28 protein-coding genes are annotated in these 23,207 nt (G+C 63.9%); 11 read left to right on the top strand and 17 right to left on the bottom strand.

Annotated elements, in window-relative coordinates:
* Nucleotides 1-20 precede the first annotated feature (20 nt).
* From ftsY to rpoH, 4 genes are all read left to right on the top strand, one after another.
* Entirely contained in the window at nt 21-1,463 is a 1,443-nt protein-coding gene (ftsY, locus tag KI243_RS30830; RefSeq protein WP_017124872.1) for a signal recognition particle-docking protein FtsY, read from the top strand.
* Nucleotides 1,460-2,131 carry a cell division ATP-binding protein FtsE gene (ftsE, locus tag KI243_RS30825; protein ID WP_017124871.1) on the top strand — a complete coding sequence of 224 codons (672 nt, stop codon included), beginning with the start codon at nt 1,460-1,462 and terminating at the stop codon, nt 2,129-2,131. The genes ftsY and ftsE overlap by 4 nt, the downstream gene beginning before the upstream one ends.
* The gene (gene ftsX, locus KI243_RS30820; protein ID WP_017124870.1) at nt 2,128-3,150 is read left to right on the top strand and encodes a permease-like cell division protein FtsX; all 1,023 of its coding nucleotides are present in this window, start codon (nt 2,128-2,130) and stop codon (nt 3,148-3,150) included. Before ftsE ends, ftsX begins: the two co-directional genes overlap by 4 nt.
* Before the next feature lie 129 nt (nt 3,151-3,279).
* Nucleotides 3,280-4,134: an RNA polymerase sigma factor RpoH gene (gene rpoH, locus KI243_RS30815; protein WP_017124869.1), complete on the top strand. Its 855-nt coding sequence runs from the start codon at nt 3,280-3,282 to the stop codon at nt 4,132-4,134.
* 206 nt (nt 4,135-4,340) lie between these two features.
* On the opposite strand, the gene mtgA is transcribed toward rpoH, so the two are convergent.
* On the bottom strand, nt 4,341-5,063 hold the full coding sequence (gene mtgA / locus KI243_RS30810) for a monofunctional biosynthetic peptidoglycan transglycosylase (protein WP_017124868.1): 723 nt from the start codon (nt 5,061-5,063) through the stop codon (nt 4,341-4,343).
* A gap of 70 nt (nt 5,064-5,133) precedes the next feature.
* Between mtgA and KI243_RS30805 the strand changes: the two genes are divergently transcribed.
* The 4 genes from KI243_RS30805 to trmB all read left to right on the top strand — a co-directional run bounded on the left by KI243_RS30805 (nt 5,134) and on the right by trmB (nt 7,391).
* Nucleotides 5,134-5,505, top strand: coding sequence for a DUF423 domain-containing protein (locus tag KI243_RS30805; RefSeq protein WP_177087060.1), 372 nt, complete (start codon nt 5,134-5,136; stop codon nt 5,503-5,505).
* A 90-nt stretch (nt 5,506-5,595) separates the two neighbouring features.
* Entirely contained in the window at nt 5,596-5,796 is a 201-nt protein-coding gene (gene thiS, locus KI243_RS30800; protein WP_017124866.1) for a sulfur carrier protein ThiS, read from the top strand.
* Between the two features lie 65 nt (nt 5,797-5,861).
* The gene (locus tag KI243_RS30795; RefSeq protein WP_017124865.1) at nt 5,862-6,656 is read left to right on the top strand and encodes a thiazole synthase; all 795 of its coding nucleotides are present in this window, start codon (nt 5,862-5,864) and stop codon (nt 6,654-6,656) included.
* Between the two features lie 9 nt (nt 6,657-6,665).
* Complete coding sequence (gene trmB, locus KI243_RS30790) at nt 6,666-7,391, top strand: tRNA (guanosine(46)-N7)-methyltransferase TrmB (protein ID WP_103032759.1); 726 nt, start codon at nt 6,666-6,668, stop codon at nt 7,389-7,391.
* A gap of 225 nt (nt 7,392-7,616) precedes the next feature.
* On the opposite strand, the gene KI243_RS30785 is transcribed toward trmB, so the two are convergent.
* The 9 genes from KI243_RS30785 to KI243_RS30745 all read right to left on the bottom strand — a co-directional run bounded on the left by KI243_RS30785 (nt 7,617) and on the right by KI243_RS30745 (nt 14,319).
* Nucleotides 7,617-7,940, bottom strand: a complete 324-nt coding sequence (locus KI243_RS30785) for a DUF3392 domain-containing protein (protein WP_017124863.1) — start codon at nt 7,938-7,940, stop codon at nt 7,617-7,619.
* A gap of 9 nt (nt 7,941-7,949) precedes the next feature.
* Nucleotides 7,950-9,152 (bottom strand): radical SAM family heme chaperone HemW, encoded by a 1,203-nt coding sequence (gene hemW / locus KI243_RS30780; protein WP_244861793.1) that lies wholly within the window; start codon nt 9,150-9,152, stop codon nt 7,950-7,952.
* Nucleotides 9,149-9,745, bottom strand: a complete 597-nt coding sequence (gene rdgB / locus KI243_RS30775; RefSeq protein WP_042934810.1) for an RdgB/HAM1 family non-canonical purine NTP pyrophosphatase — start codon at nt 9,743-9,745, stop codon at nt 9,149-9,151. Before rdgB ends, hemW begins: the two co-directional genes overlap by 4 nt.
* Complete coding sequence (locus KI243_RS30770; protein ID WP_177087058.1) at nt 9,742-10,173, bottom strand: DUF4426 domain-containing protein; 432 nt, start codon at nt 10,171-10,173, stop codon at nt 9,742-9,744. Before KI243_RS30770 ends, rdgB begins: the two co-directional genes overlap by 4 nt.
* A 26-nt stretch (nt 10,174-10,199) precedes the next feature.
* Nucleotides 10,200-10,820, bottom strand: coding sequence for a methionine biosynthesis protein MetW (metW, locus tag KI243_RS30765; RefSeq protein ID WP_017124858.1), 621 nt, complete (start codon nt 10,818-10,820; stop codon nt 10,200-10,202).
* Between the two features lie 7 nt (nt 10,821-10,827).
* Nucleotides 10,828-11,967: a homoserine O-acetyltransferase gene (locus KI243_RS30760; protein WP_017124857.1), complete on the bottom strand. Its 1,140-nt coding sequence runs from the start codon at nt 11,965-11,967 to the stop codon at nt 10,828-10,830.
* 204 nt (nt 11,968-12,171) lie between these two features.
* Nucleotides 12,172-12,762 (bottom strand): YggT family protein, encoded by a 591-nt coding sequence (locus KI243_RS30755; protein WP_017124856.1) that lies wholly within the window; start codon nt 12,760-12,762, stop codon nt 12,172-12,174.
* Between the two features lie 18 nt (nt 12,763-12,780).
* Complete coding sequence (gene proC, locus KI243_RS30750) at nt 12,781-13,599, bottom strand: pyrroline-5-carboxylate reductase (protein ID WP_212810246.1); 819 nt, start codon at nt 13,597-13,599, stop codon at nt 12,781-12,783.
* Between the two features lie 33 nt (nt 13,600-13,632).
* Complete coding sequence (locus tag KI243_RS30745; RefSeq protein WP_212810245.1) at nt 13,633-14,319, bottom strand: YggS family pyridoxal phosphate-dependent enzyme; 687 nt, start codon at nt 14,317-14,319, stop codon at nt 13,633-13,635.
* Between the two features lie 56 nt (nt 14,320-14,375).
* Between KI243_RS30745 and KI243_RS30740 the strand changes: the two genes are divergently transcribed.
* Nucleotides 14,376-15,410 (top strand): type IV pilus twitching motility protein PilT, encoded by a 1,035-nt coding sequence (locus KI243_RS30740; protein WP_017124853.1) that lies wholly within the window; start codon nt 14,376-14,378, stop codon nt 15,408-15,410.
* A 111-nt stretch (nt 15,411-15,521) separates the two neighbouring features.
* Nucleotides 15,522-16,628, top strand: coding sequence for a PilT/PilU family type 4a pilus ATPase (locus KI243_RS30735; protein ID WP_017124852.1), 1,107 nt, complete (start codon nt 15,522-15,524; stop codon nt 16,626-16,628).
* 145 nt (nt 16,629-16,773) lie between these two features.
* On the opposite strand, the gene KI243_RS30730 is transcribed toward KI243_RS30735, so the two are convergent.
* A complete protein-coding gene (locus tag KI243_RS30730; RefSeq protein WP_177087054.1) occupies nt 16,774-17,433 on the bottom strand; it encodes a C40 family peptidase in 660 nt (219 codons plus the stop codon).
* A 251-nt stretch (nt 17,434-17,684) separates the two neighbouring features.
* Here KI243_RS30730 and KI243_RS30725 point away from each other — a divergent pair, with 251 nt between their 5' ends.
* On the top strand, nt 17,685-18,104 hold the full coding sequence (locus KI243_RS30725) for a TM2 domain-containing protein (RefSeq protein WP_212810244.1): 420 nt from the start codon (nt 17,685-17,687) through the stop codon (nt 18,102-18,104).
* 165 nt (nt 18,105-18,269) lie between these two features.
* Here KI243_RS30725 and KI243_RS30720 read toward each other — a convergent pair whose 3' ends face one another.
* From KI243_RS30720 to KI243_RS30695, 6 genes are all read right to left on the bottom strand, one after another.
* Entirely contained in the window at nt 18,270-19,541 is a 1,272-nt protein-coding gene (locus KI243_RS30720) for a dihydroorotase (protein ID WP_212810243.1), read from the bottom strand.
* Nucleotides 19,538-20,542, bottom strand: coding sequence for an aspartate carbamoyltransferase catalytic subunit (locus tag KI243_RS30715; protein ID WP_103032755.1), 1,005 nt, complete (start codon nt 20,540-20,542; stop codon nt 19,538-19,540). The genes KI243_RS30720 and KI243_RS30715 overlap by 4 nt, the downstream gene beginning before the upstream one ends.
* A gap of 23 nt (nt 20,543-20,565) precedes the next feature.
* Entirely contained in the window at nt 20,566-21,072 is a 507-nt protein-coding gene (pyrR, locus tag KI243_RS30710) for a bifunctional pyr operon transcriptional regulator/uracil phosphoribosyltransferase PyrR (RefSeq protein WP_212810242.1), read from the bottom strand.
* Nucleotides 21,073-21,140: 68 nt separating this feature from the next.
* Nucleotides 21,141-21,581, bottom strand: a complete 441-nt coding sequence (ruvX, locus tag KI243_RS30705; protein ID WP_103032754.1) for a Holliday junction resolvase RuvX — start codon at nt 21,579-21,581, stop codon at nt 21,141-21,143.
* Entirely contained in the window at nt 21,581-22,150 is a 570-nt protein-coding gene (locus tag KI243_RS30700) for a YqgE/AlgH family protein (RefSeq protein ID WP_017124844.1), read from the bottom strand. Before KI243_RS30700 ends, ruvX begins: the two co-directional genes overlap by 1 nt.
* A 139-nt stretch (nt 22,151-22,289) precedes the next feature.
* Nucleotides 22,290-23,189 carry an energy transducer TonB gene (locus KI243_RS30695; RefSeq protein WP_017124843.1) on the bottom strand — a complete coding sequence of 300 codons (900 nt, stop codon included), beginning with the start codon at nt 23,187-23,189 and terminating at the stop codon, nt 22,290-22,292.
* Nucleotides 23,190-23,207 lie beyond the last annotated feature (18 nt).

The following is a 23,207-nucleotide window of genomic DNA, read 5'->3' as shown; positions in this document are numbered from 1 at the left end:
CCTTGAGATAGCCGTCCTCCATGTTTGGTTCCAACGACGACAAGAAGACCCCAGCTGCGGCTGGCGAGAAAAAAAGCCTGTTCGGATGGCTGCGCAAAAAGCCGCAGGAAGCCGTCGTCGAACAGCCACAAGCCCAGCCTGAAGCCGCGCCGGCAGCGTTGGTCGAGACCGCCCCGGTCGCCGTCGAGCCGTTGCCGGTGGTCGCGCCGCTGATCGAACAAGCGCCGATCGAGGCCGCTGCGGCGCCCGAGCCGTGGCTGACCCTGCCCGTGGCCGAAGAGCCGGTGGCCCTGGTGGAAGATGTGCAGGCCGAGCATGTCGCGCCGCCGATTCCGCCGGTGGCCGAAGTCGTCGCGCCGACGCCGTTGGTCGCCGAGCCCGAGCCTGCGATTGCGCCCATCGTGCAACCGGCTGTGGTCGAGGCGCCTGCATCTGCGCCGGTCATCGCTCCTGTGGCTGCCGCCCCCGCGCCAGTGGTGGTTGTCGAGCCCGTGGCCGCGGAGCCGGTCAAGCCCGCCGCGGAGGAAACCAAGGCCGGTTTCTTTGCCCGTCTCAAGCAGGGCCTGTCGAAGACCAGCGCCAGCCTTGGCGAAGGCATGGCCAGCCTGTTCCTCGGCAAGAAGGCCATCGACGATGACCTGCTCGAAGAACTCGAAACCCGCCTGCTGACCGCCGACGTCGGCGTCGAAGCCACCGGCGTGATCATCCAGAGCCTGACCCAGAAGGTCGCGCGCAAGCAGTTGACCGACAGCGATGCGCTCTACAAGTCGCTGCAGGCCGAGCTGGCCGCCATGCTCAAGCCCGTCGAGCAGCCGCTGCAGATCGACACGCGGCACAAGCCTTTCGTGATCCTGGTCGTCGGCGTCAATGGCGCGGGCAAGACCACCACCATCGGCAAGCTGGCCAAAAAGCTGCAACTGGAAGGCAAGAAGGTCATGCTGGCGGCGGGCGATACCTTCCGCGCCGCCGCGGTGGAGCAATTGCAGGTCTGGGGCGAGCGCAACAGCATTCCGGTGATCGCCCAGCACACCGGCGCCGATTCGGCTTCGGTGATCTTCGATGCGGTGCAGGCGGCCAAGGCCCGCGGCATCGATGTGCTGATCGCCGATACCGCCGGTCGCCTGCACACCAAAGACAACCTGATGGAAGAACTGAAGAAGGTTCGCCGGGTGATCGGCAAGCTGGATGCCGACGCACCGCATGAAGTGCTGCTGGTGCTCGATGCCGGTACCGGGCAGAACGCCATCAACCAGGCCAAGCAATTCAACCAGACGGTACAGCTGACCGGCCTGGCATTGACTAAGCTCGATGGCACCGCCAAGGGCGGGGTGATCTTCGCCCTGGCCAAGCAGTTTGGCCTGCCGATCCGCTACATCGGTGTCGGTGAAGGCATCGACGATCTGCGTACCTTTGAAGCCGAGCCCTTTGTCCAAGCCCTTTTCGCCGAGCGGGAGCGTTCATGATTCGTTTCGAACAGGTCGGTAAACGCTATCCGAACGGTCACGTCGGCTTGCATGAGCTGAGCTTTCGGGTGCGTCGTGGTGAATTCCTGTTCGTGACCGGGCATTCCGGCGCGGGCAAAAGTACCTTGCTGCGCCTGCTGCTGGCGATGGAGCGTCCGACCACCGGCAAGCTGCTGCTGGCCGGCCAGGACCTGGGCCAGATCAGCAATGCGCAGATTCCGTTCCTGCGCCGGCAGATCGGCGTGGTGTTCCAGAATCACCAGCTGCTGTTCGATCGCACGGTGTTCAATAATGTCGCCTTGCCGCTGCAAATCCTCGGCCTGTCCAAGGCTGAAGTCGCCAAGCGCGTGGATTCGGCCCTGGAGCGCGTGGCGCTGTCGGACAAGACCGACCTCTACCCCGGCGACCTGTCCACCGGCCAGCAACAGCGCGTCGGGATTGCCCGGGCCATCGTGCACCGTCCGGCATTGCTGCTGGCGGATGAACCGACCGGTAACCTCGACCCGCGCCTGGCGGCGGAAATCATGGGGGTGTTCGAGGATATCAACCGTCTCGGCACCAGCGTGCTGATCGCCAGCCACGACCTGGCGCTGATCGCCCGCATGCGCCACCGCATGCTGACCCTGCAACGCGGCCGATTGATCGGCGACGGGGAGGCCGGCGTATGAGTGCGACCCGCAGCCCGAAAGTGGCCGAACGCGTGGCCCCGAAAGCCTCCGATCAGCCGCCACCGAAAAAGAAACGCGACGAAGACGACGGCCCGGACTTCAGCACCCTGCTGCACGCCTGGATCGAAAGCCATCGTGCCAGCCTGCTGGACAGCCTGCGCCGCCTGGGCAAGCAGCCGATCGGCAGCTTCTTTACCTGCCTGGTGATGGCCGTGGCCCTGAGCCTGCCGATGGGCTTGTCGCTGCTGCTCAACAACGTCGAGCGCCTGGGCGGTTCCTGGCAGCGCGCGGCACAGATTTCGCTGTACCTGCAACTGGACGCCAGCCCGACGGAAGGCGAGAGCCTGAGCGAGCAGATCAAGGCCATGCCGGGTGTGGCAGATGCCGAGTTCATCAGCAAGGAAAAGGCCCTGGACGAGTTCCAGCAGCAGTCCGGGCTGGGCGAGGCGCTCAAGGAACTGCCGCAGAACCCGCTGCCGGGCGTGGTCCTGGTGACCCCGAACGAGGTCGACAAGGCGACGCTGGAAGCCCTGCGCCAGCGCCTGGCCGAGTTGCCCAAGGTGCAACAGGCCCAGCTGGACCTGGTCTGGGTCGAACGCCTGGCGGCGATTCTCAAGCTGGGCGACCGGTTTGTCTTCGGCCTGACGGTGCTGCTGGTTTCTGCATTACTTTTGGTGATAGGCAATACCATTCGTCTTCATATTGAAAACCGCCGCACCGAGATCGAAGTGATTAAACTGGTGGGCGGCACGGATAGCTACGTGCGTAGGCCGTTTCTGTACATGGGCGCGCTTTATGGCTTCGGCGCGGGAATTCTTTCCTGGGGCGTCCTGGCTTTCGGCCTCAACTGGCTGAACGAGGCGGTTGTCGGGCTGGCCGGCCTGTACGGCAGCGATTTCGCCCTGGCGGGCGTGCCGTCTGCCGATGGTCTGTCGCTCTTGCTTGGCGCGGTGCTGTTGGGGTATATCGGTGCTTGGATTGCGGTCGCACGGCATCTTCGCGAGCTGGCGCCGAAGTAATTAATGTCAAATTAATGTGTTCTTGTTGGTATTGACCGTAGTGGCTGTTCATGGAACTTGTTCTGCGGTTCCCGGTCAATTTTCGCAGTGCTTCACTGCACGAGTCATGTGAGTCGGAGGTTTTTTCGTATGACCACTTCTTTGCAACCTGCCTATGCGCTGGTCCCGGGTGCGAACCTGGAGGCCTACGTCAATACGGTGAACAGCATTCCACTGCTGACGCCGGAGCAGGAGCGTGAACTGGCCGAGAGTCTCTATTATGAGCAGGATCTGGGGGCGGCTCGGCAGATGGTGCTCGCCCACCTGCGTTTTGTCGTTCATATCGCCCGTAGCTATTCCGGCTACGGTCTGGCCCAGGCTGACCTGATTCAGGAAGGCAACGTCGGCCTGATGAAGGCCGTGAAACGGTTCAATCCGGAAATGGGCGTGCGCCTGGTGTCGTTCGCCGTGCACTGGATCAAGGCGGAAATCCACGAATTCATCCTGCGCAACTGGCGGATCGTCAAAGTGGCGACCACCAAGGCGCAGCGCAAGCTGTTCTTCAACCTGCGCAGCCAGAAGAAACGCCTGGCCTGGTTGAACAACGAGGAAGTCCACCGCGTGGCGGAAAGCCTCGGGGTCGAGCCTCGTGAAGTGCGCGAGATGGAAAGCCGGTTGACCGGCCAGGACATGGCGTTCGATCCGGCGGCGGAAGCCGACGACGACAGCGCGTTCCAGTCTCCGGCCAACTACCTGGAAGACCATCGCTACGATCCGGCACGCCAGCTGGAGGATGCCGACTGGAGCGAAAACTCCAACAGCAACCTGCACGAGGCCCTGGAAGTCCTGGACGAGCGTAGCCGCGACATCCTCTACCAGCGCTGGTTGGCGGAAGATAAAGCCACGCTGCACGACCTGGCGCAGAAGTACAATGTCTCCGCCGAGCGGATTCGCCAGCTGGAAAAGAGCGCGATGAACAAGCTCAAGCTGTCGATTGCCGCGTAAGCACTCAAGGCAATAAAAAACGCCCCGATCTGATCGGGGCGTTTTTGTATGCAAGGGTCAAGTCCTGTGGTGCGGCTGAAGGCCCATTCGCGGGCAAGCCCGCTCCCACATGGGGAGTGTCGAACGCAGGTTTTGTGTACGCCCACGCCCCCGTGGGAGCGGGCTTGCCCGCGAAGGCGTCCTTCCAGTCACCGCCTCTATCCGGGCTACAGCGCCCAGGGCGCCCTGCGCGAGTTATTCAATCCCACCAGGTACTCATCGCCGCCCAGCTGGCTCATCTGCTGGCGAATCCAGCCGGCGCGGCGCGCCACGTAGGTGCTCGGATGGCTGGCACTCCACTCGCGGGGATTGGGCAGTACCGCCGCCAGCAGGCTGGCCTGCTGGCGCGACAGGGCCGCGGCGCTGATACCAAAGTGATGTCGTGCGGCCGCCTCGGCGCCAAACACGCCTTCGTCCCACTCGACGCTGTTGAGGTACACCTCGAGAATCCGCTGTTTGGGCCACATCACTTCGATCAGCGCGGTAAACCAGGCTTCCAGCCCCTTGCGCAGGTAGCTGCGGCCGGACCAGAGGAACAGGTTCTTCGACACCTGCTGGCTGAGGGTGCTGGCGCCGCGGATCGAGCCGCCGCGCTCGTTATGGGCGAACGCGGCCTGGATCGCGCCGAAATCGAAGCCCCAGTGCTCTGGGAACTTCTGGTCCTCGCCGGCCATCACCGCCACCTTGAGGTCGTCGGAGATCTGGTCCCAGGGTTTCCAGGTGCGTTGCAGGTCGATCGGCTCGCCGTCGGTCCACGATTCGATCTTGCGCTCGACCATCAGCGCGGTGCCCGGTGGCGGCACCCAGCGGAACAGCAACACCAGCAGTACGCTCGCGATGGCGAACCACTTCAGGGCGGTGGTGAGGCGACGGAAAAGAAAACGCAGCATAGAGATGGCTTGGCCGGGGCGTGGGAGCGGGCCATTATACAGACCCTGTGCCCCCTGAATGGAGTTCGTCATGCTGCGTGGTTTTCTGCTGCTCGCCGCGTTTTTCGGTTTCACCGGTGTCGCCCTCGGCGCCTTCGCCGCCCATGGCCTGAAGAACCGCCTGAGCGCGGACTACCTGGCGATCTTCCATACCGGCGTCAGCTACCAGTTGATCCATGCCCTGGCGCTGTTCGGCGTCGCCCTGCTGGCCACGCATATCCCGGGGCGGCTGGTGACCTGGGCCGGCGTATCGTTCACGGTGGGTATCCTGCTGTTTTCCGGCAGCCTGTACCTGCTGACCCTGACCGGCGTGAGCAAGCTGGGCATCATTACCCCGTTCGGCGGCCTGGCGTTTCTGCTCGGCTGGTTCTGCCTGGGCCTCGCCGCCTGGCGCCTGGCTTGACTGCCGGGTCCATTTCAAGACGAATGGCTTGGGTCGCCCGGACTGATCGGGCTAGAATGCTGGCCCCTAAAAATGATGGCAGCCCGGCGCATGCGCATTCAATTGAACGGTGAATCCTTTGAACTGCCCGACGGCGAAACCGTCGCGGCATTGCTGACCCGGCTCGACCTGACCGGGCGGCGGGTAGCGGTGGAGCTGAACCTGGATATCGTCCCGCGCAGCCAGCATGCCGACACCGCCCTGCGTGAAGGCGATCAGGTCGAAGTGGTGCACGCCATCGGTGGCGGTTGAGCCCGCCTGCGGTCCCGCGTCCTGATCCACCCTGCAAGCCCTCAACCTTTCAAGAGGATTTCCGAATGAGCACCGTTCGCAGCGACAAGCCCTTCGTGCTGGCCGGCCGTACCTTCCAGTCCCGCCTGTTGGTCGGCACCGGCAAATACCGCGACATGGAAGAAACCCGCCTTGCCATCGAGGCCTCGGGGGCCGAGATCGTCACCGTGGCCGTGCGCCGCACCAACCTGGGCCAGAACCCGGGTGAACCGAACCTGCTGGATATCCTGCCACCGGATCGCTACACCATCCTGCCGAACACCGCCGGTTGCTACGACGCCATCGAGGCCGTGCGCACCTGTCGCCTGGCCCGTGAACTGCTGGATGGGCACAACCTGGTGAAGCTGGAAGTCCTGGCCGACCAGAAGACCCTGTTCCCCAACGTGATCGAAACCCTCAAGGCCGCCGAAGTGCTGGTCAAGGAAGGCTTCGACGTGATGGTCTACACCAGCGATGACCCGATCATCGCCCGCCAGCTGGCGGAAATCGGCTGCATCGCGGTCATGCCTCTGGCCGGCCTGATCGGCACTGGCCTGGGGATCTGCAACCCGTACAACCTGCAGATCATCCTGGAAGAAGCGAAGATCCCCGTGCTGGTGGATGCCGGCGTCGGTACGGCTTCCGACGCCACCATCGCCATGGAACTGGGCTGCGAAGCGGTGCTGATGAACTCGGCCATCGCCCATGCCCAGCAACCGATCCTGATGGCCGAAGCCATGAAGCACGCCATCGTTGCCGGCCGCCTGGCCTACCTCGCCGGCCGCATGCCGAAAAAACTCTATGCCAGCGCTTCCTCGCCGCTGGATGGTCTGATCAAGTAAGAGCCTTTGATGACTGAATCGAACGACACGCCAGTTTCCACGGAAGACGGCGAAGAGCGCCAACACCGCCGCATCAAGAGTTTCGTGATGCGCGCCGGACGCATGACCGAAGGCCAGCAGAAGGGCCTGGAGCAGGGTGCGCCACTGTTCGTCCTGCCGCTGGCCGATGCGCCGGTGGATTTCGACCAGGTGTTCGGCCGTTCCGCGCCGCGTTCCCTGGAAATCGGTTTCGGCATGGGCCATTCCCTGCTGGAAATGGCGGCGGCTGCGCCGGAGCAGGACTTTATCGGCGTTGAAGTGCATCGTCCGGGCGTTGGCGCGCTGCTCAATGGCGTGCTGACCCAGGGTCTGAAGAACCTGCGGGTCTACGACTGCGACGCCATCGAAGTGCTCAACCGCTGCGTGGCGGACAACAGTCTGGACCGGCTGATGCTGTTTTTTCCGGATCCGTGGCACAAGAGCCGTCATCACAAGCGTCGTATCGTCCAGGCCTCCTTCGCCGAACTGGTGCGCAGCAAGCTGAAAGTCGGCGGGATCCTGCACATGGCCACCGACTGGGAGCCCTATGCCGAATACATGCTGGAAGTGATGAATGTCGCGCCGGGTTACCGCAACCTGGCCGAAGACGGCAAATGTGTACCACGTCCGGCCGAGCGCCCGATCACCAAGTTCGAACGCCGTGGCGAGCGCCTGGGACACGGGGTCTGGGACCTGAAGTTCGAGAAGCTGGCCTGAGACCCGTGGCGGCGAGGTGAGCCGGAGCCCGCACTCACCCACACCGCAACCTTTGTGGGAGCCGGCTTGCCGGCGATGGCGTCCGCAAGATCAACGCCAAACCCACTGGCCTCATCGCCAGCAAGCCGGCTCCCACAGAACCGCGTTTCACCGCGAAATACCGTCAAGTCCGGTTCCTTGTGGGAGCCGGCAAGCCACCCACAGTGACCGCGTTAACCCTCAGAGTCAGCGCCGGTCCGCCACCACCCCGATCAGCACCAGTACCACCAGCAGCACCGGCGCGAGGCTGTAGTTGTTGAACTGGCTCAGGCCGCGTACCACCCAGGGCGTGGCATAGATCAAGGCCAGGCCGCTGCCGATCATGCACAGCAGCGCCATCAGCGGCACGCGCAGGGCGCCGGCGATGCTGCCCAGGCGCTGATCGACCCAACCCTTGATATCCGCGCCAAACAGCACCAGCAGGCAGCCTACCAGCGCCAGGGAAATTTCTGACAGGTTGCTGCGGCTCCAGCGTGACACCGTGGCGAGCAGGTCGAGTACCAGGTCCATGGGGGTTCCTTAGGTCAAGAAGTATTGCAGCAGGTCATTGAGAAACAGCTGGCCACGGGCGGTCGCCGCCAGGCGTGTGGGTTCGACCTGCAACAGGCCGCTTTGTTCTGCCTCGGCCCGCCCTTCGCTCAAGCTGTCGAGGGCAAGCCCGGTGCGCTGGGCAAACAGGGCCGCATCGACACCCTCGGTCAGCCGCAGGGCATTCATCAGGAACTCGAACGGCAACTCGTCGTTGCCCAGGGCTTTCTCTCCGGCCTTGAAGCTCTTGGCCGGGTTCAGGTAGTCCTTGGGCAGGCGGGTTTTCCAGGTACGGACAATGCGTCCGTCCGGGTGGCTGAGCTTGCCGTGGGCCCCGGCACCGATGCCGATGAAGTCGCCAAAGCTCCAGTAATTGAGGTTGTGCCGCGCCGCCCGTCCGGGCTGGGCATAGGCCGAGACCTCGTATTGGGCGTAACCGTGCTCGGCCAGCAGGGCCTGCCCGGCTTCCTGGATATCCCACAGGGTGTCGTCCTCGGGCAGCGTTGGCGGCTGGTTCCAGAACACGGTGTTGGGCTCCAGGGTCAACTGATACCAGGACAGGTGCGTCGGCTTCAGCGCGATGGCCTGGCGCAGGTCGTCGAGGGCGTCCTCCAGGGACTGGTCGGGCAAGCCGTGCATCAGGTCCAGGTTGAAGTTGTCGAAGCCGGCCTGGCGCGCCATGTCCGCCGCCCGCACGGCTTCGCCGCCGGTATGGATGCGCCCCAGGGCCTTGAGCTTTTCTTCCTGGAAACTCTGGATGCCGATCGACAGCCGATTGATCCCCAGTTGCCGGTAGGCGACGAATTTTTCCTGTTCGAAGGTCCCGGGATTGGCTTCCAGGGTGATTTCGATATCGCCGGCGAACGGGATGCGCGCCTCGACGCCCTTGAGCAGGCGTCCCAGCGCCTGGGCGCTGAACAGGCTCGGCGTACCGCCACCGAAGAAGATCGAGCTCAGTTCACGGCCATGGGCGGCGTGCAGGTCCTGGTCGAGGTCGGCCAGCAGCGCGTCGACGTACTCTTCTTCCGGCAGCACCGGGCTGGCGGCATGGGAGTTGAAGTCGCAATACGGGCATTTGCGCACGCACCAGGGAATATGGATGTACAGCGCCAGGGGCGGCAACTGCGGCAACGCCGCCCGAGGAGGTTGCGCACCGCCATGGATCAGCGGCTGCGCGGAAGAAGTCCGGGTCATTTCAGGCCCAGGCGTTGCCGCAGCAGGGCCATGGCGCGGGCGCGGTGGCTGAGCTGGTTCTTTTCCACCGGGTTCAGTTCGGCGCTGGAGCAGTCGCGCTCGGGTACCCAGAACAGCGGATCGTAGCCGAAACCGTGTTCGCCGCTGGCGGCGGTCAGGATGCGCCCGTGCCACAGGCCTTCACAGAGGATCGGCAGCGGATCGTCGGCGTGCCGCACCAAGGCCAGGACGCAGACGAACTGGGCGCCGCGCTCGGCCTGCGGGACATCCTTGAGGGCGTCCAGCAGCTTGGCGTTGTTCGCCGCGTCGCCCTGGCCGTCGGCGTAGCGGGCCGAGTAGATCCCCGGCGCACCGCCGAGGAAGTCCACCGCCAGGCCGGAATCGTCGGCCAGCGCCGGCAAGCCGGAAATACGCGCGGCGTTACGGGCCTTGAGGATGGCGTTCTCGACGAACGACAGGCCGGTCTCTTCCGGCTCGACGCTGCTGAACTCGCCGATCGAGCGCAGTTGCACCGAGTCGCCGAGCATGGCCTGGAGTTCCTTGAGTTTGCCGGCGTTATGGCTGGCCAATACGAGCTGCTTGAGGTTCATCATTCGCCGGGGAAAAGCTCTTGGTTGAAATTGATGGTGTTGACCTTGTCGCCGTTCTGCACCTTGATTTCAAAGGTGCGGGTTTCCTGCTGCTCCACCGGGTACTGGGCGATGTAGTAGATCGCGCCCTGTTCGGTGACCTGGCGGAAGTTCAGCGTCACGGTCTTGCTGGTCAGGTCCTTGATCGTGCCGGTGACGTTGGCGACCGACGGTTTGCCGCCCTTGATCACCGAGACGTTGATCACGCCCTGGTTCTTGCTGCGGATCAGCTCGGCGGCCTTGGCGATGTCCGGCTGCAGGTACGTGGAGTTGAAAGTGTTGTAGTGCACCGTCACGTCGCCGAAGGTTTCCTGGCGTTCGCTCTTGATGACATCCGCCGCCATGGCGCCGAGGCTCAGGCAGGCGGTTAACAACAACGCTAAACGACCCATGATCGTTCTCCTCGAAATGTGGTGATTCACACCGCGATCTGGTGTTCCAGCAGGCCGGGGCTGCTGACGCGGTAGATGCCGATCTCACCTAACAGATTAGGCCATAGCTTGCTCGCCCACCCGTGGCGGTGCTGTTGATCCACGGCCAGCCGATCAATGACCTTGGCTTCACGTTCGCGGCACAGTTCTTCAAAGTCCTCGAATGTGCAGAAGTGGATGTTCGGCGTGTTGTACCAGGTGTACGGCAGGAATTCCGAGACCGGCATCCGGCCCTTGCTCGCCAGGTACCAGCGGCAGCGCCAGTGTCCGAAGTTGGGGAAGGTGATGATGCACTGGCGGCCGACCCGGAGCATTTCGTCGAGGATCTTGTCCGGGTAATGCACGGCCTGCAGGGCCTGGGTCATGACCACGATGTCGAAACTGTTGCTGGCGAAGTTGCCCAGGCCCTTGTCCAGGTCCTGCTCGATGACGTTGATGCCCTTGGCGACGCACTCGGCGATGTTGTCCGGGTCGTTTTCCAGGCCGTAGCCGGTGACCTGCTTGTTGTCGCGCAGCCAGGTCAGCAGTTCGCCGTCGCCGCAACCGAGGTCGAGCACGCGGCTGCCGGCGGGGATCCACTCTTGGATGATTTCCAGGTCGGCTCTCATGGCGTTCTCACACTTCAACTCGGTTCATGTAGTTACCGAACGCCTGCAGATAACGCGGGATCGGAATCAGGAAGGCGTCGTGGCCTTGCGGGGCGTCGATTTCCAGGTAGCAGACGTCCTTGCGCGCCGCCATCAGCGCGTCGACCAGTTCCCGCGAGCGGGCCGGGGAGAAGCGCCAGTCGGTGGTGAAGGACATCACGCAGAACTTGGCTCGGGCGTTGGCGAAGGTCTTCGCCAGGTCGTCGTCGAAGTTCGCCGCCGGATCGAAGTAGTCCAGGGCCTTGGTCATCAGCAGGTAGGTATTGGCGTCGAAGCGCCCGGAAAACTCTTCACCCTGGTAGCGCAGGTAGCTTTCGACCTGGAACTCGACGCTGTGGAAGTCGTAGTTGAGTTTCTCGCTCTTGAGCCCCCGGCCGAATTTCTCGCCCATGGAGTCGTCGGACAGGTAGGTGATATGCCCGACCATCCGCGCCAGCATCAGGCCGCGCTTGGGGATCACACCGCGTTCCTGGAAAGAACCGCCGTGGAACTCCGGATCGGTGAGGATCGCCTGGCGCGCCACTTCGTTGAAGGCGATGTTCTGTGCCGACAGCTTCGGTGCCGAGGCGATCGCCAGGCAATGGCGTACGCGATCCGGGTAGGTGATGGTCCATTGCAGCGCCTGCATGCCGCCCAGGCTGCCGCCGATCACGGCGGCCCATTGGCCGATGCCCAGGCGGTCGGCGAGGCGGGCCTGGCTGTGGACCCAGTCTTCCACGGTCAGCACCGGGAAGTCGGCGCCGAAGGGCTTGCCGGTCTCGGGGTTGAGGCTGCTCGGGCCGGTGGAACCGTTGCAGCCGCCGAGGTTGTTCAGGCTGACGACGAAGAACTTGTTGGTGTCGATGGGCTTGCCGGGACCGATGCAACTGTCCCACCAGCCGGGCTTGCGCTCGTCGGCGCTGTGATAGCCCGCCGCGTGATGATGGCCGGACAGGGCATGGCAGATCAGCACGGCATTGCTCGCCGTGGCGTTGAGGCTGCCGTAGGTTTCGTAGATCAGGTCGTAGGCGGGCAGGGAGCGACCGCAGGCCAGGGCCAGGGGTTCGCTGAAATGTGCCGTTTGCGGCACGACCAGCCCGACGGAATCGTGGGGAAAGACAGTGGACATCAACCCTGCTCACGCTTGAATGAGGCGTAAGTCTAATGAGCGGGGGGATCAGCGGCAAGCAGCGAGACCGCGGTGTGTATCGCTGGCGGTTGTATGAACATCGTGGGAGCCGGCTTGCTGGCGATAGCGGCGCGTCAGGCGACAATGATGTCGGCTGTCAGACCGCAATCGCCAGCAAGCCGGCTCCCACGAAGCAGGGTGGGGTCAGATCAACCGGAACAACACCTCGGGCATGCCGCTCATCACCGCCAGCGGTGGAATCACGTAGCTCTGCAGCAACTGGATGACCAGGAACGCGAGGATCGGAGAGATATCCAGCCCGCCCAGGTTCGGCACGATCTTGCGGAACGGCGCCAGGGCCGGTTCGCTGATCTGGAACACCAGTTCGGCCGCCGGACTGTGGCTGCCCGGGGCGACCCAGGAGAGGATCACGCTGATGATCATGGCGAAGAAGAACACCTTGAGGAACAGCGAGGTGACGCCGATGATCGCCCAGATCAGCAGGTAGCCGATATTGCCGGTCACGCCGTAGCTCAGCAGCAGGATCACTGCCATCAGCAGCATCTGCACGATGATCGCCAGCACCAGCGAGGACATGTCCAGGCCGAAGAGGCTGGGAATGATCCGGCGCAGTGGCTTGAGCAGCGGCTGGGTGGCCTTGACGGTGAACTGGCAGAGCGGGTTGTAGAAGTTCGCCCGCACCAGTTGCAGGATGAAACGCAGCAGAACCACCAACAGGTACAGGCTGCCCAGGGTCTGGATGACAAAAATGGCAGCGCTATTGAGTGCAAACATTAAGTGTTCCCTCGAGGATTACTGGCCGAGTTGCTCGGCCATTTCGGTCGAACGCCGGGCGGCGGCGCCGAGCGCCTGTTCTACCAGGGCTTCGAAGCCGCCGGCCTGGAAGGTCTTGATCGCGGCTTCGGTGGTGCCGGCCGGCGAGGTCACCCGACGGCGCAGCTCGGCGGCGTCGACATCGCTGGCGACAGCCATGTGGGCGGCGCCCAGGGCGGTCTGCTGGCTCAGCTGGGTGGCGACCTCGCGGGACAGGCCGAGTTTCTCGCCGGCGGCGGTCATGGCCTCGATCAGCAGGAAGAAGTACGCCGGGCCGCTACCGGATACCGCGGTGACCGCGTCCAGTTGCTGCTCTTCGTCCAGCCACAGGGCGGTGCCGACGGCTGACAGCAGGGTCTGTGCCTGCTGGCGCTGCCCGGCGGAGACCTGCCCGGTGGCGAACAGGCCGCTGACACCCTTGCGCAGCAGCGCCGGGGTATTGGGCATGCAGCGCACGATCGGCTGGGCGCCGAGCCAGTTGTTCATGCTCGCGCAGGTGATGCCGGCGGCAATGGACACCACCAGCTGATGGGGCTTGAGGTGCGGGCGCAGGGCCTCGCACACGGCTTTCATGGCTTGCGGCTTGACCGCCAGCACCACCACGTCGGCCCCTTCGATGGCCTCGGCGTTGTCGGCGAACACCTCGATACCATGTTCGGCCTGGACCCGCGCGCGGGTCTCGGCGCCCGGATCGCTGGCGCGAATCAGCGCGGCATCCAGACCTTCGGCCCGCAGGCCGCCGATCAGGCTGGCCGCCATGTTGCCGGCACCGATGAAAGTGATTCGATTATTGCTCATGACGGATCCTTTGAACGAGTGTGTAAGGCCATTTCAGGCCTGGCCGTAGTCGCGGGCACCAAACAGCGCGGTACCGATCCGCACCCAGGTGGCGCCCTGGGCAATGGCCGATTCGAGATCGTGGCTCATGCCCATGGAAAGTGTGTCTAGCGGCAGGTGCAGGCTGTCTTGCAAAGTCCGCACGGTGGCGAACGCGGCGTCTTGTGCGGCACGCTCTTCGGTGGGTTCGGGAATCGCCATCAGCCCGCGCAGGACCAGGTTCGGCAAGCTGCCGATGGCCGCGACCAGGGCCGGCAGGTCGGCCGGTGCGCAGCCGGACTTGCTGGCTTCGCCGCTGACATTGACCTGGATGCAGATATTCAGCGGCGCCAGTTCGGGCGGACGCTGTTCGGACAGGCGTTGTGCGATTTTCAGGCGATCCACGGAGTGCACCCAGTCGAAATGCTCGGCAATGGCTCGAGTCTTGTTCGATTGAATGGGGCCGATAAAGTGCCAACACAAGGGCAGGTCGGTCAATTCGGCCTGCTTGCCGAGGGCTTCCTGCAGGTAGTTCTCGCCGAAATCCCGCAGGCCGGCGGCATGGGCTTCACGCACGGCCGCGGCGGGCTTGGTCTTGCTCACGGCGAGCAGGTGGATATCGGCGGCATCGCGGCCACAGGCCAGGGCGGCGGCACTGATACGGGCTGCAACGGAGGCAATGTTGTCTGCTATCGTGGTCATTCAATTTCGCCAGCAGGTCAAAAGTCTGCGGCATTCTACCTGTATTGGGGAGTCTCATGGATATCACCGAGCTGCTGGCCTTTAGCGCCAAACAGGGCGCGTCGGACTTGCACCTCTCGGCCGGGCTGCCGCCGATGATCCGGGTCGATGGTGACGTGCGCCGGATCAACCTGCCGGCGCTGGACCACAAGCAGGTCCACGACCTGATCTACGACATCATGAATGACCGCCAGCGCAAGGATTTCGAGGAGTTCCTGGAAACCGACTTCTCCTTCGAGGTGCCGGGCGTGGCGCGTTTCCGGGTCAACGCCTTCAACCAGAACCGTGGTGCGGGCGCGGTGTTCCGGACCATTCCGTCGAAAGTCCTGACCATGAACGACCTGGGCATGGGCGAGGTGTTCCGCAAGATTACCGAGGTTCCTCGTGGCCTGGTGCTAGTGACTGGCCCAACCGGTTCGGGTAAATCGACCACCCTGGCGGCGATGATCGACTACCTGAACAACAACAAGCACCACCATATCCTGACCATCGAGGACCCGATCGAATTCGTCCACGAGTCGAAGAAGTGCCTGGTCAACCAGCGTGAAGTGCACCGCGACACGCAGAGTTTCTCCGCCGCCCTGCGCTCGGCCCTGCGGGAAGACCCGGACGTGATCCTGGTGGGCGAGATGCGCGACCTGGAAACCATTCGCCTGGCACTGACCGCCGCCGAAACCGGCCACCTGGTGTTCGGTACGCTGCACACCACCTCCGCGGCGAAGACCATCGACCGGGTGGTCGACGTGTTCCCGGCGGAAGAGAAATCCATGGTCCGCTCGATGCTCTCCGAATCCCTGCAGGCGGTGATTTCCCAGAGCCTGCTGAAAAAGGTCGGCGGCGGGCGGGTCGCGGCCCATGAAATCATGCTCGGCACCCCGGCGATCCGTAACCTGATCCGCGAGGACAAGGTGGCGCAGATGTACTCGTCGATCCAGACTGGCGGCTCCCTGGGCATGCAGACCCTGGACATGTGCCTCAAGGATCTGTTGGCCAAGGGCCTGATCACCCGCGATAACGCCCGGGAGAAGGCAAAGATTCCCGACAACTTCTAGGCCCTGACGAAAACTGCCTGATCGCCGCCCGGCGAGTTTTTGTCAGGCCCGAAGACGCTGGAGCTTCTACGCTGTCACACAGGTAATGCCTGAACTGACGCGGAGAAGCTCATGGAGTTCGAGAAACTGCTGCGCCTGATGGTGGAGAAGGGCGGTTCCGACCTGTTTATCACCCCGGGACTGCCGCCGTCGCTGAAGGTCAACGGCCAGATCCTGCCGGTGACCCGCAACCCGCTGACCCAGGAACAGACCCACGACGCGGTGTTCGGACTGATGAGCGAGCGCCAGAAGCTCGACTTCACCCACCTGCACGAGTGCAATTTCGCCATCCATCCCAAGGGCATCGGCCGCTTCCGCGTGAGCGCCTTCTACCAGCGCAACCAACCGGGCATGGTGCTGCGGCGGATCGAAACGCAGATTCCGCAACTGGCCGACCTGAAGCTGCCGGAGGTCATCGAACAACTGGCGCTGCTCAAGCGCGGGCTGGTGATGTTCGTCGGCGCCACCGGCACTGGCAAGTCGACGTCCCTGGCGGCGATGATCGGTCACCGCAACCAGCAGGGCAGCGGTCATATCGTCACCGTCGAAGACCCCATCGAATTCATCCACGAACACCAGAACTGCATCATCACCCAGCGCGAAGTGGGCATCGATACCGATTCCTACGAGGTGGCGCTGAAAAATACCCTGCGCCAGGCACCGGACCTGATCATGATCGGTGAAGTCCGCACCCGCGAAACCATGGGCCATGCCCTGGCCTTCGCGGAAACCGGGCATCTGTGCCTGGCGACCCTGCACGCGCCGAATGCCGACCAGGCGCTGGAGCGGATCATCAACTTCTTCCCGGTGGACCGGCATCCGCAGATCTGGATGGAACTGTCCCTCAACCTGCGCGCCATCGTCGCCCAGCAACTGATTCCGACGCGGGACGGCACCGGCAGGCGGGCGGTGGTGGAAGTGCTGTTGAACACGCCGCTGATGGCCGACCTGATCCGCAAGGGCGAGATCAAGGAGCTCAAGTCGCTGATGAAACGCTCGACCGAACAGGGCATGCAGACCCTGGACCAGGCGTTGTACGTGTTGTACCAGGAGGGCGCGATCAGCTACCGCGATGCGCTGGCCTATGCGGATTCGGCCAATGACCTGCGGTTGATGATCAAGCTGGAGAAGGGCGCGGGTAGCGAGACATCGGCTGACTTGAGCCTGAACCCGGAGTAAGCGAGGTGATGAGGCATTGAGCGTATTGATCGTTCCCACGCTCTGCGTGGGAATATCTCACGGGACGCTCTGGGTCCGCCCTGGATCTGTGACGCGGAGCGTCACGGGCTGCGTTCCCACGCGGAGCGTGGGAACGATCATGGGATCAGCGCTGAACAACCCGCAGGTGGCTGTTCTGTTCTTTCGGGATCACTCGCTTGGCGATCGCGTAGTGGCTGTCCCAGTAGGGTTTCTTCAGCGTGTCGATGGTCACGGCCTTGCCGCGACGCGGGGCATGGATGAAGCGGTCGTTGCCCAGGTAGATGGCGACGTGATTGACCTTGCGGCTCTTGATGTTGAAGAACAGCAGGTCGCCCGGCTTCAGGTCCTTGCGATCGACTTTCAGGCCGTGGCCGGCGGCCATGGCGTTGGACGTGCGCGGCAGGTCGCCGGCGGCCACGCCGTTGAAGGCATACTTGACCAGTCCGCTGCAGTCGAAGCCCTTGCTCGGGCTGCTGCCGCCCCAGCGGTAAGGGGTGCCCAGCACGTTCACCGCGCGGCTCAGCACGGCGCTGCTCTGTTTGGCGTTCGGTGCCCCGGCCACAGCCGTGGTGGTGACCACGCCGTGCTTCACCTTGAGCGAGCTGGCATGCTTGCCCGGGTGCTTGGCGGAGGGAACGCTGATCTCGGACAGCGTGGCAACGGTTGCAGGTGACTTTGCGGTATGACCGTTGACGTTGGGAAGACGTTGCTCACGATTGGTGGCGTGGGCGGCCAGTGGCATCAAAAGGCAAATGGTCAGCCATGTCTTGAAAAATGGTCGCATTAGGCAAGGCTCATATGGGTTAGCGCGCAACTTTATAACAGCTTTTTGGTCATTTCCGAGGCCGTTTGTCGATTCTATACAGGGGGCAAAACCGCTCCGGGACAGCGAAAACAGACCGGTGGGTCACGCGCAAGTCAGGCCCCACAAGGCTTTCAGCCATTTTCAGCAAGAGTTTGTTACATGTTTTGAGACAGTAAAAAAGTCACACGAAATGACGAAAAATTTATCTATCGGGCTCAGAGAGGTCACTTATGAACAGCTATCGGCAGGATGGCGCGCCGGCGAGTACCCACAACGTTTTACTCGGGTATCTGCTGTGGATTTTCGGTTTTACCGGTTCTCACCGCTTCTATTACGGCAAGCCGATCACCGGCACGATCTGGTTTTTTACCCTGGGTCTCTTGGGTATCGGCTGGCTGATCGATGTGTTCCTGATTCCAGCCATGGATCGTGAAGCCGACCTGCGCTTCACCCCGGGTCAGCTGGACTACAACGTCGCCTGGTTGCTGCTGACCTTCCTTGGTGTGTTGGGCGTGCACCGGATGTACCAGGGCAAGTGGCTGACCGGCTTGCTGTACCTGGTGACGGGCGGGTTGTTCTTCCTGGGGGTCTTGTATGACTTCTGGACGCTGAACGACCAGGTGTCGCTGAAGAACAGCGGGCGGGGCTGACCCCGGGAGTCCGTGGCAGCCGGGCCTGGGATCGTTCCCACGCTCCGCGTGGGAATGCAGATCGTGATGCTCTGCGTCACACAAGCGGACGCAGAGCGTCCTGAGAGGCGCTCCCACGCAGAGCGTGGGAACGATCGACCTCTGCGCCGCAGCGCTGCTCCGGTGTCAGGCCTGGTGGGTGATCCGTCCGTCCATCAGCGTGTAGCGCACGGTTCCCGGCAAGGCGTGACCGATGAACGGGCAGTTCTCGCCGCGAGACAGCCAGTGTTCGCCGGCCACGGTCGAAGCGCTCGGATCGAACAACACCAGGTCGGCCGCCGCACCCACCGTCAGCTTGCCCGCCGGCAGGCGCAGGGCGTCGGCCGGGCCGGCGCTCAGGCGCGCGAGCAGGGTCGGCAGGTCCAGCAGGCCATCTTCCACCAGGGTCAACGCCAGCGGCAACAGCAGCTCGACGCTGCTGATACCCGGCTCGGTCGCGCCGAACGGGGCCAGCTTGGCGTCCCGCTCATGGGGCTGGTGATGGCTGGAAATCGCCTGGACCACCCCGGATTTCACCGCTTCGCGCAGGCCGTCGCGGTCGGCGCGGGTGCGCAGCGGCGGTTGCACGTGATAGAGGCTGGAGAAATCGATCAGCGCTTCGTCGGTCAGGATCAACTGGTACAGCGCCACATCGGCGGTGACCCGCAGGCCCCGCGTCTGCGCCTGGGCGATCAGCGCCACGCCGCGGGCGCTGGTCAGCTGGCTGAAGTGCGCCCGTACGCCGGTCTGTTCCACCAGCAGCAGGTCGCGGGCCAGGGCCACGGTTTCCGCGGTTTCCGGGATCCCCGGCAAGCCGAGGAAGCTGGCGGTCGCGCCTTCGTGGGCCAGGCCGCCTTCGGCCAGGTCATGGTCCTGGGAATGGAACACCACCGTCAGGTCGAAGGTTGCCGCGTAATCCAGCGCCCGGCACAGGGTGCGGCTGTTGCGGAAACTGTCCAGGCCGTTGCCGAAGGCCACGCAGCCGGCATCGCGCAGGGCAACCAGCTCTGCCAGTTGCTCGCCGTCGAGGCCCTTGCTCAGTGCGCCGATCGGAAACACCTTGGTATTGCCGGCCTCGCGGGCACGGTCGAGGATCAGCTCGGCCACGGCCGAGGTGTCCAGCACCGGTTTGGTCCGGGGCGGGCAGCACAGGCTGGTGATACCACCGGCGGCGGCGGCCCGGGTTTCGCTGGCGATGCTGCCCTTGCGGCTGTAGCCCGGCTCGCGCAGGGCGACGTTGAGGTCCACCAGCCCGGGGGCGGCGACCAGGCCCTTGGCGTCGATGGTTTCACTGGCGGCGAAGCCCGCCGGGGCGGCGCCGATGGCAATGATCTTGCCGGCTTCCAGGTGCAGATCGGTAACTTGATCCAGGCCACTGCTTGGATCGATGACGCGGGCGCCGAGAATGCTGAGCTTCACTGGGCGTTCTCCTGCTCGAATTGGCGCTGGGCGGTCTGTCCGCTCATGGCCATGGACAACACGGCCATGCGCACGGCGATACCGTAGGTGACTTGATTGAGGATGACCGAGCGCGGACCGTCGGCCACCGCCGACTCGATCTCCACGCCGCGGTTGATCGGGCCCGGGTGCATCACGATGGCATCCGGCCTGGCACCGGCCAGGCGCGCGGTGGTCAGGCCGAACAGGCGGTAGAACTCGCCTTCGCTGGGCAGCAGGCCGCCGGTCATGCGTTCACGCTGCAGGCGCAGCATGATCACCACGTCGACATCCTTCAGGCCCTCGGCGAGGTCGGTGTAGACCTTCACGCCATATTGCTCGATGCCGATCGGCAGCAGGGTTTTCGGGGCGATCACGCGGATATCCGGGCAGCCCAGGGTCTTCAGCGCGAGCATGTTCGAGCGCGCGACCCGCGAGTGCAGGATGTCGCCGACAATCGCCACGGAGAGGTTTTCGAAGCCGCCCTTGTGCCGGCGGATGGTCAGCATGTCGAGCATGCCCTGGGTCGGGTGGGCATGGCGGCCGTCGCCGCCGTTGATGATCGCCACCTGCGGGCAGACGTGTTCGGCGATGAAGTGCGCGGCGCCGGAGTCGCCGTGGCGTACCACGAACATGTCGGCGGCCATGGCCTCGAGGTTGCGCAGGGTGTCGAGCAGGGTTTCGCCCTTGCTCGCGGACGAGGTCGACACGTTCAGCGTGATCACGTCCGCCGACAGCCGCTGGGCCGCCAGTTCGAAGGTGGTGCGGGTACGGGTGGAGTTCTCGAAGAACACGTTGCACACGGTCTTGCCGCGCAGCAGCGGGACTTTCTTCACCGCCCGGGCGCCAACTTCGAGGAAGGAGTCGGCGGTATCGAGGATCTCGGTCAGCAGCTCGCGGCGCAAACCGTCAAGCGACAGGAAGTGGCGCAGCTGGCCCTGATCATTGAGCTGCAGGGGGCGCTTGGCGTCTGGAGGCGTCATCGCAAGGGACTCTTTTTAGGTGCTTAAAGGGCCAGGTCTTGAAGTTCAAGTTGGAGCGGTGCGGGGCCGGACAATTTTACCCGTTCCGTGGGCGCCAGTGACAGGGTCGCGCCCACCACATTCGGCCGGATCGGCAACTCGGCGGCGTGCAGGTCCAGCAGGCAGACCAGGGTCACGCTGGCCGGGCGGCCATAGTCGAACAGTTCGTTGAGGGCGGCGCGGATGGTCCGGCCACTCATCAGCACATCGTCGATCAGCACCAGGTGCTGGCCTTCGATCTCGAACGGCAGCTCGGAGGGGCGTACCTGCGGGTGCAGGCCGTTCTGGCTGAAGTCGTCGCGGTAGAAGGAAACGTCCAGGGTGCCCAGCGGCGAATCGCTGTTCAGCGCCTTGAGCAGCGCCTGCGCGACCCACACGCCACCGGTGCGGATGCCGATATAGCGCGGGGTGTCGATGGCGCGCTGTTGCAGGTGGGCCTTGAGGCGGATGGCCATCTGGTCGATCAGTTCGGCGGGATTGGGCAGGCTCATGGTGGCTCCTTCAAGGGCCCCGCCCGGCAAGCGCGGCGAGGGCTGAAACGGTGGGGCGTGAAACGCCTTCAGGATTCTGGGGGTGCAGGGTTTTCTTCGATCCAGCTTTGCAGCAGCAGCTTGGCGGCGATGGCGTCCACCGGGTTGTCGCGATAGGTGCCTTTCTGTCCGCCCTTGGCCATGCGCTCGCCCTTGGCCTCGAACGTGGTCAGGCGTTCATCCTGGGTGAAGAACGGCACGTTGTAGCGACCGTTGAGCCGGCGGGCGAATTTTTCCGCCCGGGCGCACATTTCGCTGGGGGTGCCGTCCATGTTCAGGGGCAGGCCGACCACTACGGCATCGGGTTTCCACTCCTTGATGAGGGCTTCGACCTGGTTCCAGTCGGGAATGCCGTTCTGCGCCTTGAGGGTGCAAAGCTCGCGGGCCTGGCCGGTGATCATCTGGCCGACGGCGACACCGATCTGCCGGGTCCCGTAGTCGAAGCCCAGCAGCAGGCGGATATTGGCCATCAGGCGTGGCCCGCCTGGCTGGTGAGCAGGCTGAGATTGACGCCCAGCCGGGCGGCGGCGGCGGCCAGGCGTGCATCGCTGTCGGTTTCGAAGAGGATGTCCGGGGAAAACGGGCAGGTCAGCCAGGCGTTATCGGCCAGTTCGGCTTCCAGTTGCCCGGCTTCCCAGCCGGCATAGCCGAGGGCGATCAGGCTGCGCTCCGGGCCGATGCCGTCGGCGATGGCGAACAGCACGTCCTGGGACGTCGACAGCGCCAGGCCTTCGAGTTCGACGGTGGCCTGGTAGGTCTTGCCGATCGGATGCAGGACAAAGCCGCGATCGGTCTGCACCGGGCCGCCGGAGTAGATCGGCACATGCTGGCAGAGGCCGGGCGGATCAATGTCCGGGCGCAACTGTTCGAGGATATCGGCCAGGTTCAGCGATTGTGGGCGGTTGATAACCAGTCCCATGGCACCGTTCGCGGTGTGCTCGACGATGTAGGTCAAGGTCTGCGCGAAATTCGGGTCGGCCATATGCGGCATGGCGATCAGGAAGTGATGCTTGAGGTAAGTCGGGGTGAGGTTTTTCATGAGCCCTAGTGTGGCGTTGGGCGGGCAAGCTGACAAGCGGCGTGCGCGGACTTGTTGCTCCACGCAGGACCTTGCAGGCGCCGACAGCTTCGGGGGCAAGCCCCCTCCCACAGGTTTTCCTGCAGATTCTCACGGGTTCTCAGTTGCTGGACAGCTTGTCTCCCCGGGCAAAACGCCAGGTGCGGATGATTTCCAGGCGGTCGATATCCGACAGATCGCCGGTAAAGGGCGCGAAGGGGGCCGCCAGGCGCACGATGCGCTGGGCCGCCTGGTCCAGCAGGGGCTGGCCGGAGGATTCCAGGACCAGCACTTCATACAGCGAACCGTCGTGGTTGATCGAGACCATCAGCCGCAGGTTGCCGTAGATCTGCTGGCGCCGTGCTTCCTCGGGATAGTTGAGGTTGCCGATCCGCTCGACCTTCTTGCGCCACTCGTCCTTGTACCAGGCGCCCTTGTCGCGCATGGTCGAGGCGGCGCTGAGGCGGTGGATGCGCGGGCGCTTGGCGTACAACTGCTGTTCCTTGGCCAGTTCCGCCTCCAGGCTGGCGATATCGCTGGACAGCTGCGAGCTGTCGAAGGTCGGTGTTTCGGCCTTGGGCGTGACTTCGGTCCGGGTTTCCTCGCGTTTGGTCACGGTTTTCCTGGGTTTTGGCGCCACGGTGGCGACAGCGGCCTTGGGCGCGGCTTCCTTGATTTCCTGCTTGGCCGGTGGCGGCGGGGTCACTTTGTTGACGATGTTGTCCTGGAACGGCGCGACCTCGGTGGTGGTGGGGATCGCCTTCTTGTCCAGGGTGCCGCTGCCCTGCTGGTTTTCCTGGGCGATAAAGTCGGCCTTGGCAGGCTTGGTTTCGCTCTTGAAGGTGGCCAGGGTGATTTCCAGGGTCCTGCTGATCTGCTTGGGCTCGACGAAGCTGAAACCGATGCCGAGGATCAGCGCCAGGTGGATCAGGGCGGCGAGAAACAGGGTAAAGCCGAGCCGATCGGCCGGGCGCACGCCGGTGCGGGAGAGTTCGGGGGGCAGATCGGCGGGGAGTGTCATGACCAGGAAACCAACATC

Source organism: Pseudomonas sp. Ost2 (assembly GCF_018326065.1).
Classification (GTDB): Bacteria; Pseudomonadota; Gammaproteobacteria; order Pseudomonadales; family Pseudomonadaceae; genus Aquipseudomonas; species Aquipseudomonas gingeri.
The sequence above is the reverse complement of the archived record's forward strand: the minus strand, read 5'-3'. Positions and strand labels throughout refer to the sequence as shown.

What these genes read in the sequence shown, in the direction of transcription:
- KI243_RS30740 (WP_017124853.1), top strand. Translation starts at nt 14,376, where the DNA reads ATGGATATCACCGAGCTGCTGGCCTTTAGCGCCAAACAGGGCGCGTCG.
- thiS (WP_017124866.1), top strand. Translation starts at nt 5,596, where the DNA reads ATGCGCATTCAATTGAACGGTGAATCCTTTGAACTGCCCGACGGCGAA.
- ftsY (WP_017124872.1), top strand. Translation starts at nt 21, where the DNA reads ATGTTTGGTTCCAACGACGACAAGAAGACCCCAGCTGCGGCTGGCGAG.
- rdgB (WP_042934810.1), bottom strand. Translation starts at nt 9,745, where the DNA reads ATGATGAACCTCAAGCAGCTCGTATTGGCCAGCCATAACGCCGGCAAA.
- KI243_RS30755 (WP_017124856.1), bottom strand. Translation starts at nt 12,762, where the DNA reads ATGTTTGCACTCAATAGCGCTGCCATTTTTGTCATCCAGACCCTGGGC.
- KI243_RS30700 (WP_017124844.1), bottom strand. Translation starts at nt 22,150, where the DNA reads ATGAAAAACCTCACCCCGACTTACCTCAAGCATCACTTCCTGATCGCC.
- KI243_RS30760 (WP_017124857.1), bottom strand. Translation starts at nt 11,967, where the DNA reads ATGTCCACTGTCTTTCCCCACGATTCCGTCGGGCTGGTCGTGCCGCAA.
- KI243_RS30795 (WP_017124865.1), top strand. Translation starts at nt 5,862, where the DNA reads ATGAGCACCGTTCGCAGCGACAAGCCCTTCGTGCTGGCCGGCCGTACC.
- KI243_RS30725 (WP_212810244.1), top strand. Translation starts at nt 17,685, where the DNA reads ATGAACAGCTATCGGCAGGATGGCGCGCCGGCGAGTACCCACAACGTT.
- KI243_RS30735 (WP_017124852.1), top strand. Translation starts at nt 15,522, where the DNA reads ATGGAGTTCGAGAAACTGCTGCGCCTGATGGTGGAGAAGGGCGGTTCC.
- proC (WP_212810246.1), bottom strand. Translation starts at nt 13,599, where the DNA reads ATGAGCAATAATCGAATCACTTTCATCGGTGCCGGCAACATGGCGGCC.
- metW (WP_017124858.1), bottom strand. Translation starts at nt 10,820, where the DNA reads ATGAGAGCCGACCTGGAAATCATCCAAGAGTGGATCCCCGCCGGCAGC.
- KI243_RS30695 (WP_017124843.1), bottom strand. Translation starts at nt 23,189, where the DNA reads ATGACACTCCCCGCCGATCTGCCCCCCGAACTCTCCCGCACCGGCGTG.
- KI243_RS30745 (WP_212810245.1), bottom strand. Translation starts at nt 14,319, where the DNA reads ATGACCACGATAGCAGACAACATTGCCTCCGTTGCAGCCCGTATCAGT.
- trmB (WP_103032759.1), top strand. Translation starts at nt 6,666, where the DNA reads ATGACTGAATCGAACGACACGCCAGTTTCCACGGAAGACGGCGAAGAG.
- rpoH (WP_017124869.1), top strand. Translation starts at nt 3,280, where the DNA reads ATGACCACTTCTTTGCAACCTGCCTATGCGCTGGTCCCGGGTGCGAAC.
- mtgA (WP_017124868.1), bottom strand. Translation starts at nt 5,063, where the DNA reads ATGCTGCGTTTTCTTTTCCGTCGCCTCACCACCGCCCTGAAGTGGTTC.
- ftsX (WP_017124870.1), top strand. Translation starts at nt 2,128, where the DNA reads ATGAGTGCGACCCGCAGCCCGAAAGTGGCCGAACGCGTGGCCCCGAAA.
- KI243_RS30715 (WP_103032755.1), bottom strand. Translation starts at nt 20,542, where the DNA reads ATGACGCCTCCAGACGCCAAGCGCCCCCTGCAGCTCAATGATCAGGGC.
- ftsE (WP_017124871.1), top strand. Translation starts at nt 1,460, where the DNA reads ATGATTCGTTTCGAACAGGTCGGTAAACGCTATCCGAACGGTCACGTC.
- KI243_RS30805 (WP_177087060.1), top strand. Translation starts at nt 5,134, where the DNA reads ATGCTGCGTGGTTTTCTGCTGCTCGCCGCGTTTTTCGGTTTCACCGGT.
- KI243_RS30770 (WP_177087058.1), bottom strand. Translation starts at nt 10,173, where the DNA reads ATGGGTCGTTTAGCGTTGTTGTTAACCGCCTGCCTGAGCCTCGGCGCC.
- KI243_RS30785 (WP_017124863.1), bottom strand. Translation starts at nt 7,940, where the DNA reads ATGGACCTGGTACTCGACCTGCTCGCCACGGTGTCACGCTGGAGCCGC.
- ruvX (WP_103032754.1), bottom strand. Translation starts at nt 21,581, where the DNA reads ATGGCCAATATCCGCCTGCTGCTGGGCTTCGACTACGGGACCCGGCAG.
- hemW (WP_244861793.1), bottom strand. Translation starts at nt 9,152, where the DNA reads ATGACCCGGACTTCTTCCGCGCAGCCGCTGATCCATGGCGGTGCGCAA.
- KI243_RS30730 (WP_177087054.1), bottom strand. Translation starts at nt 17,433, where the DNA reads ATGCGACCATTTTTCAAGACATGGCTGACCATTTGCCTTTTGATGCCA.
- pyrR (WP_212810242.1), bottom strand. Translation starts at nt 21,072, where the DNA reads ATGAGCCTGCCCAATCCCGCCGAACTGATCGACCAGATGGCCATCCGC.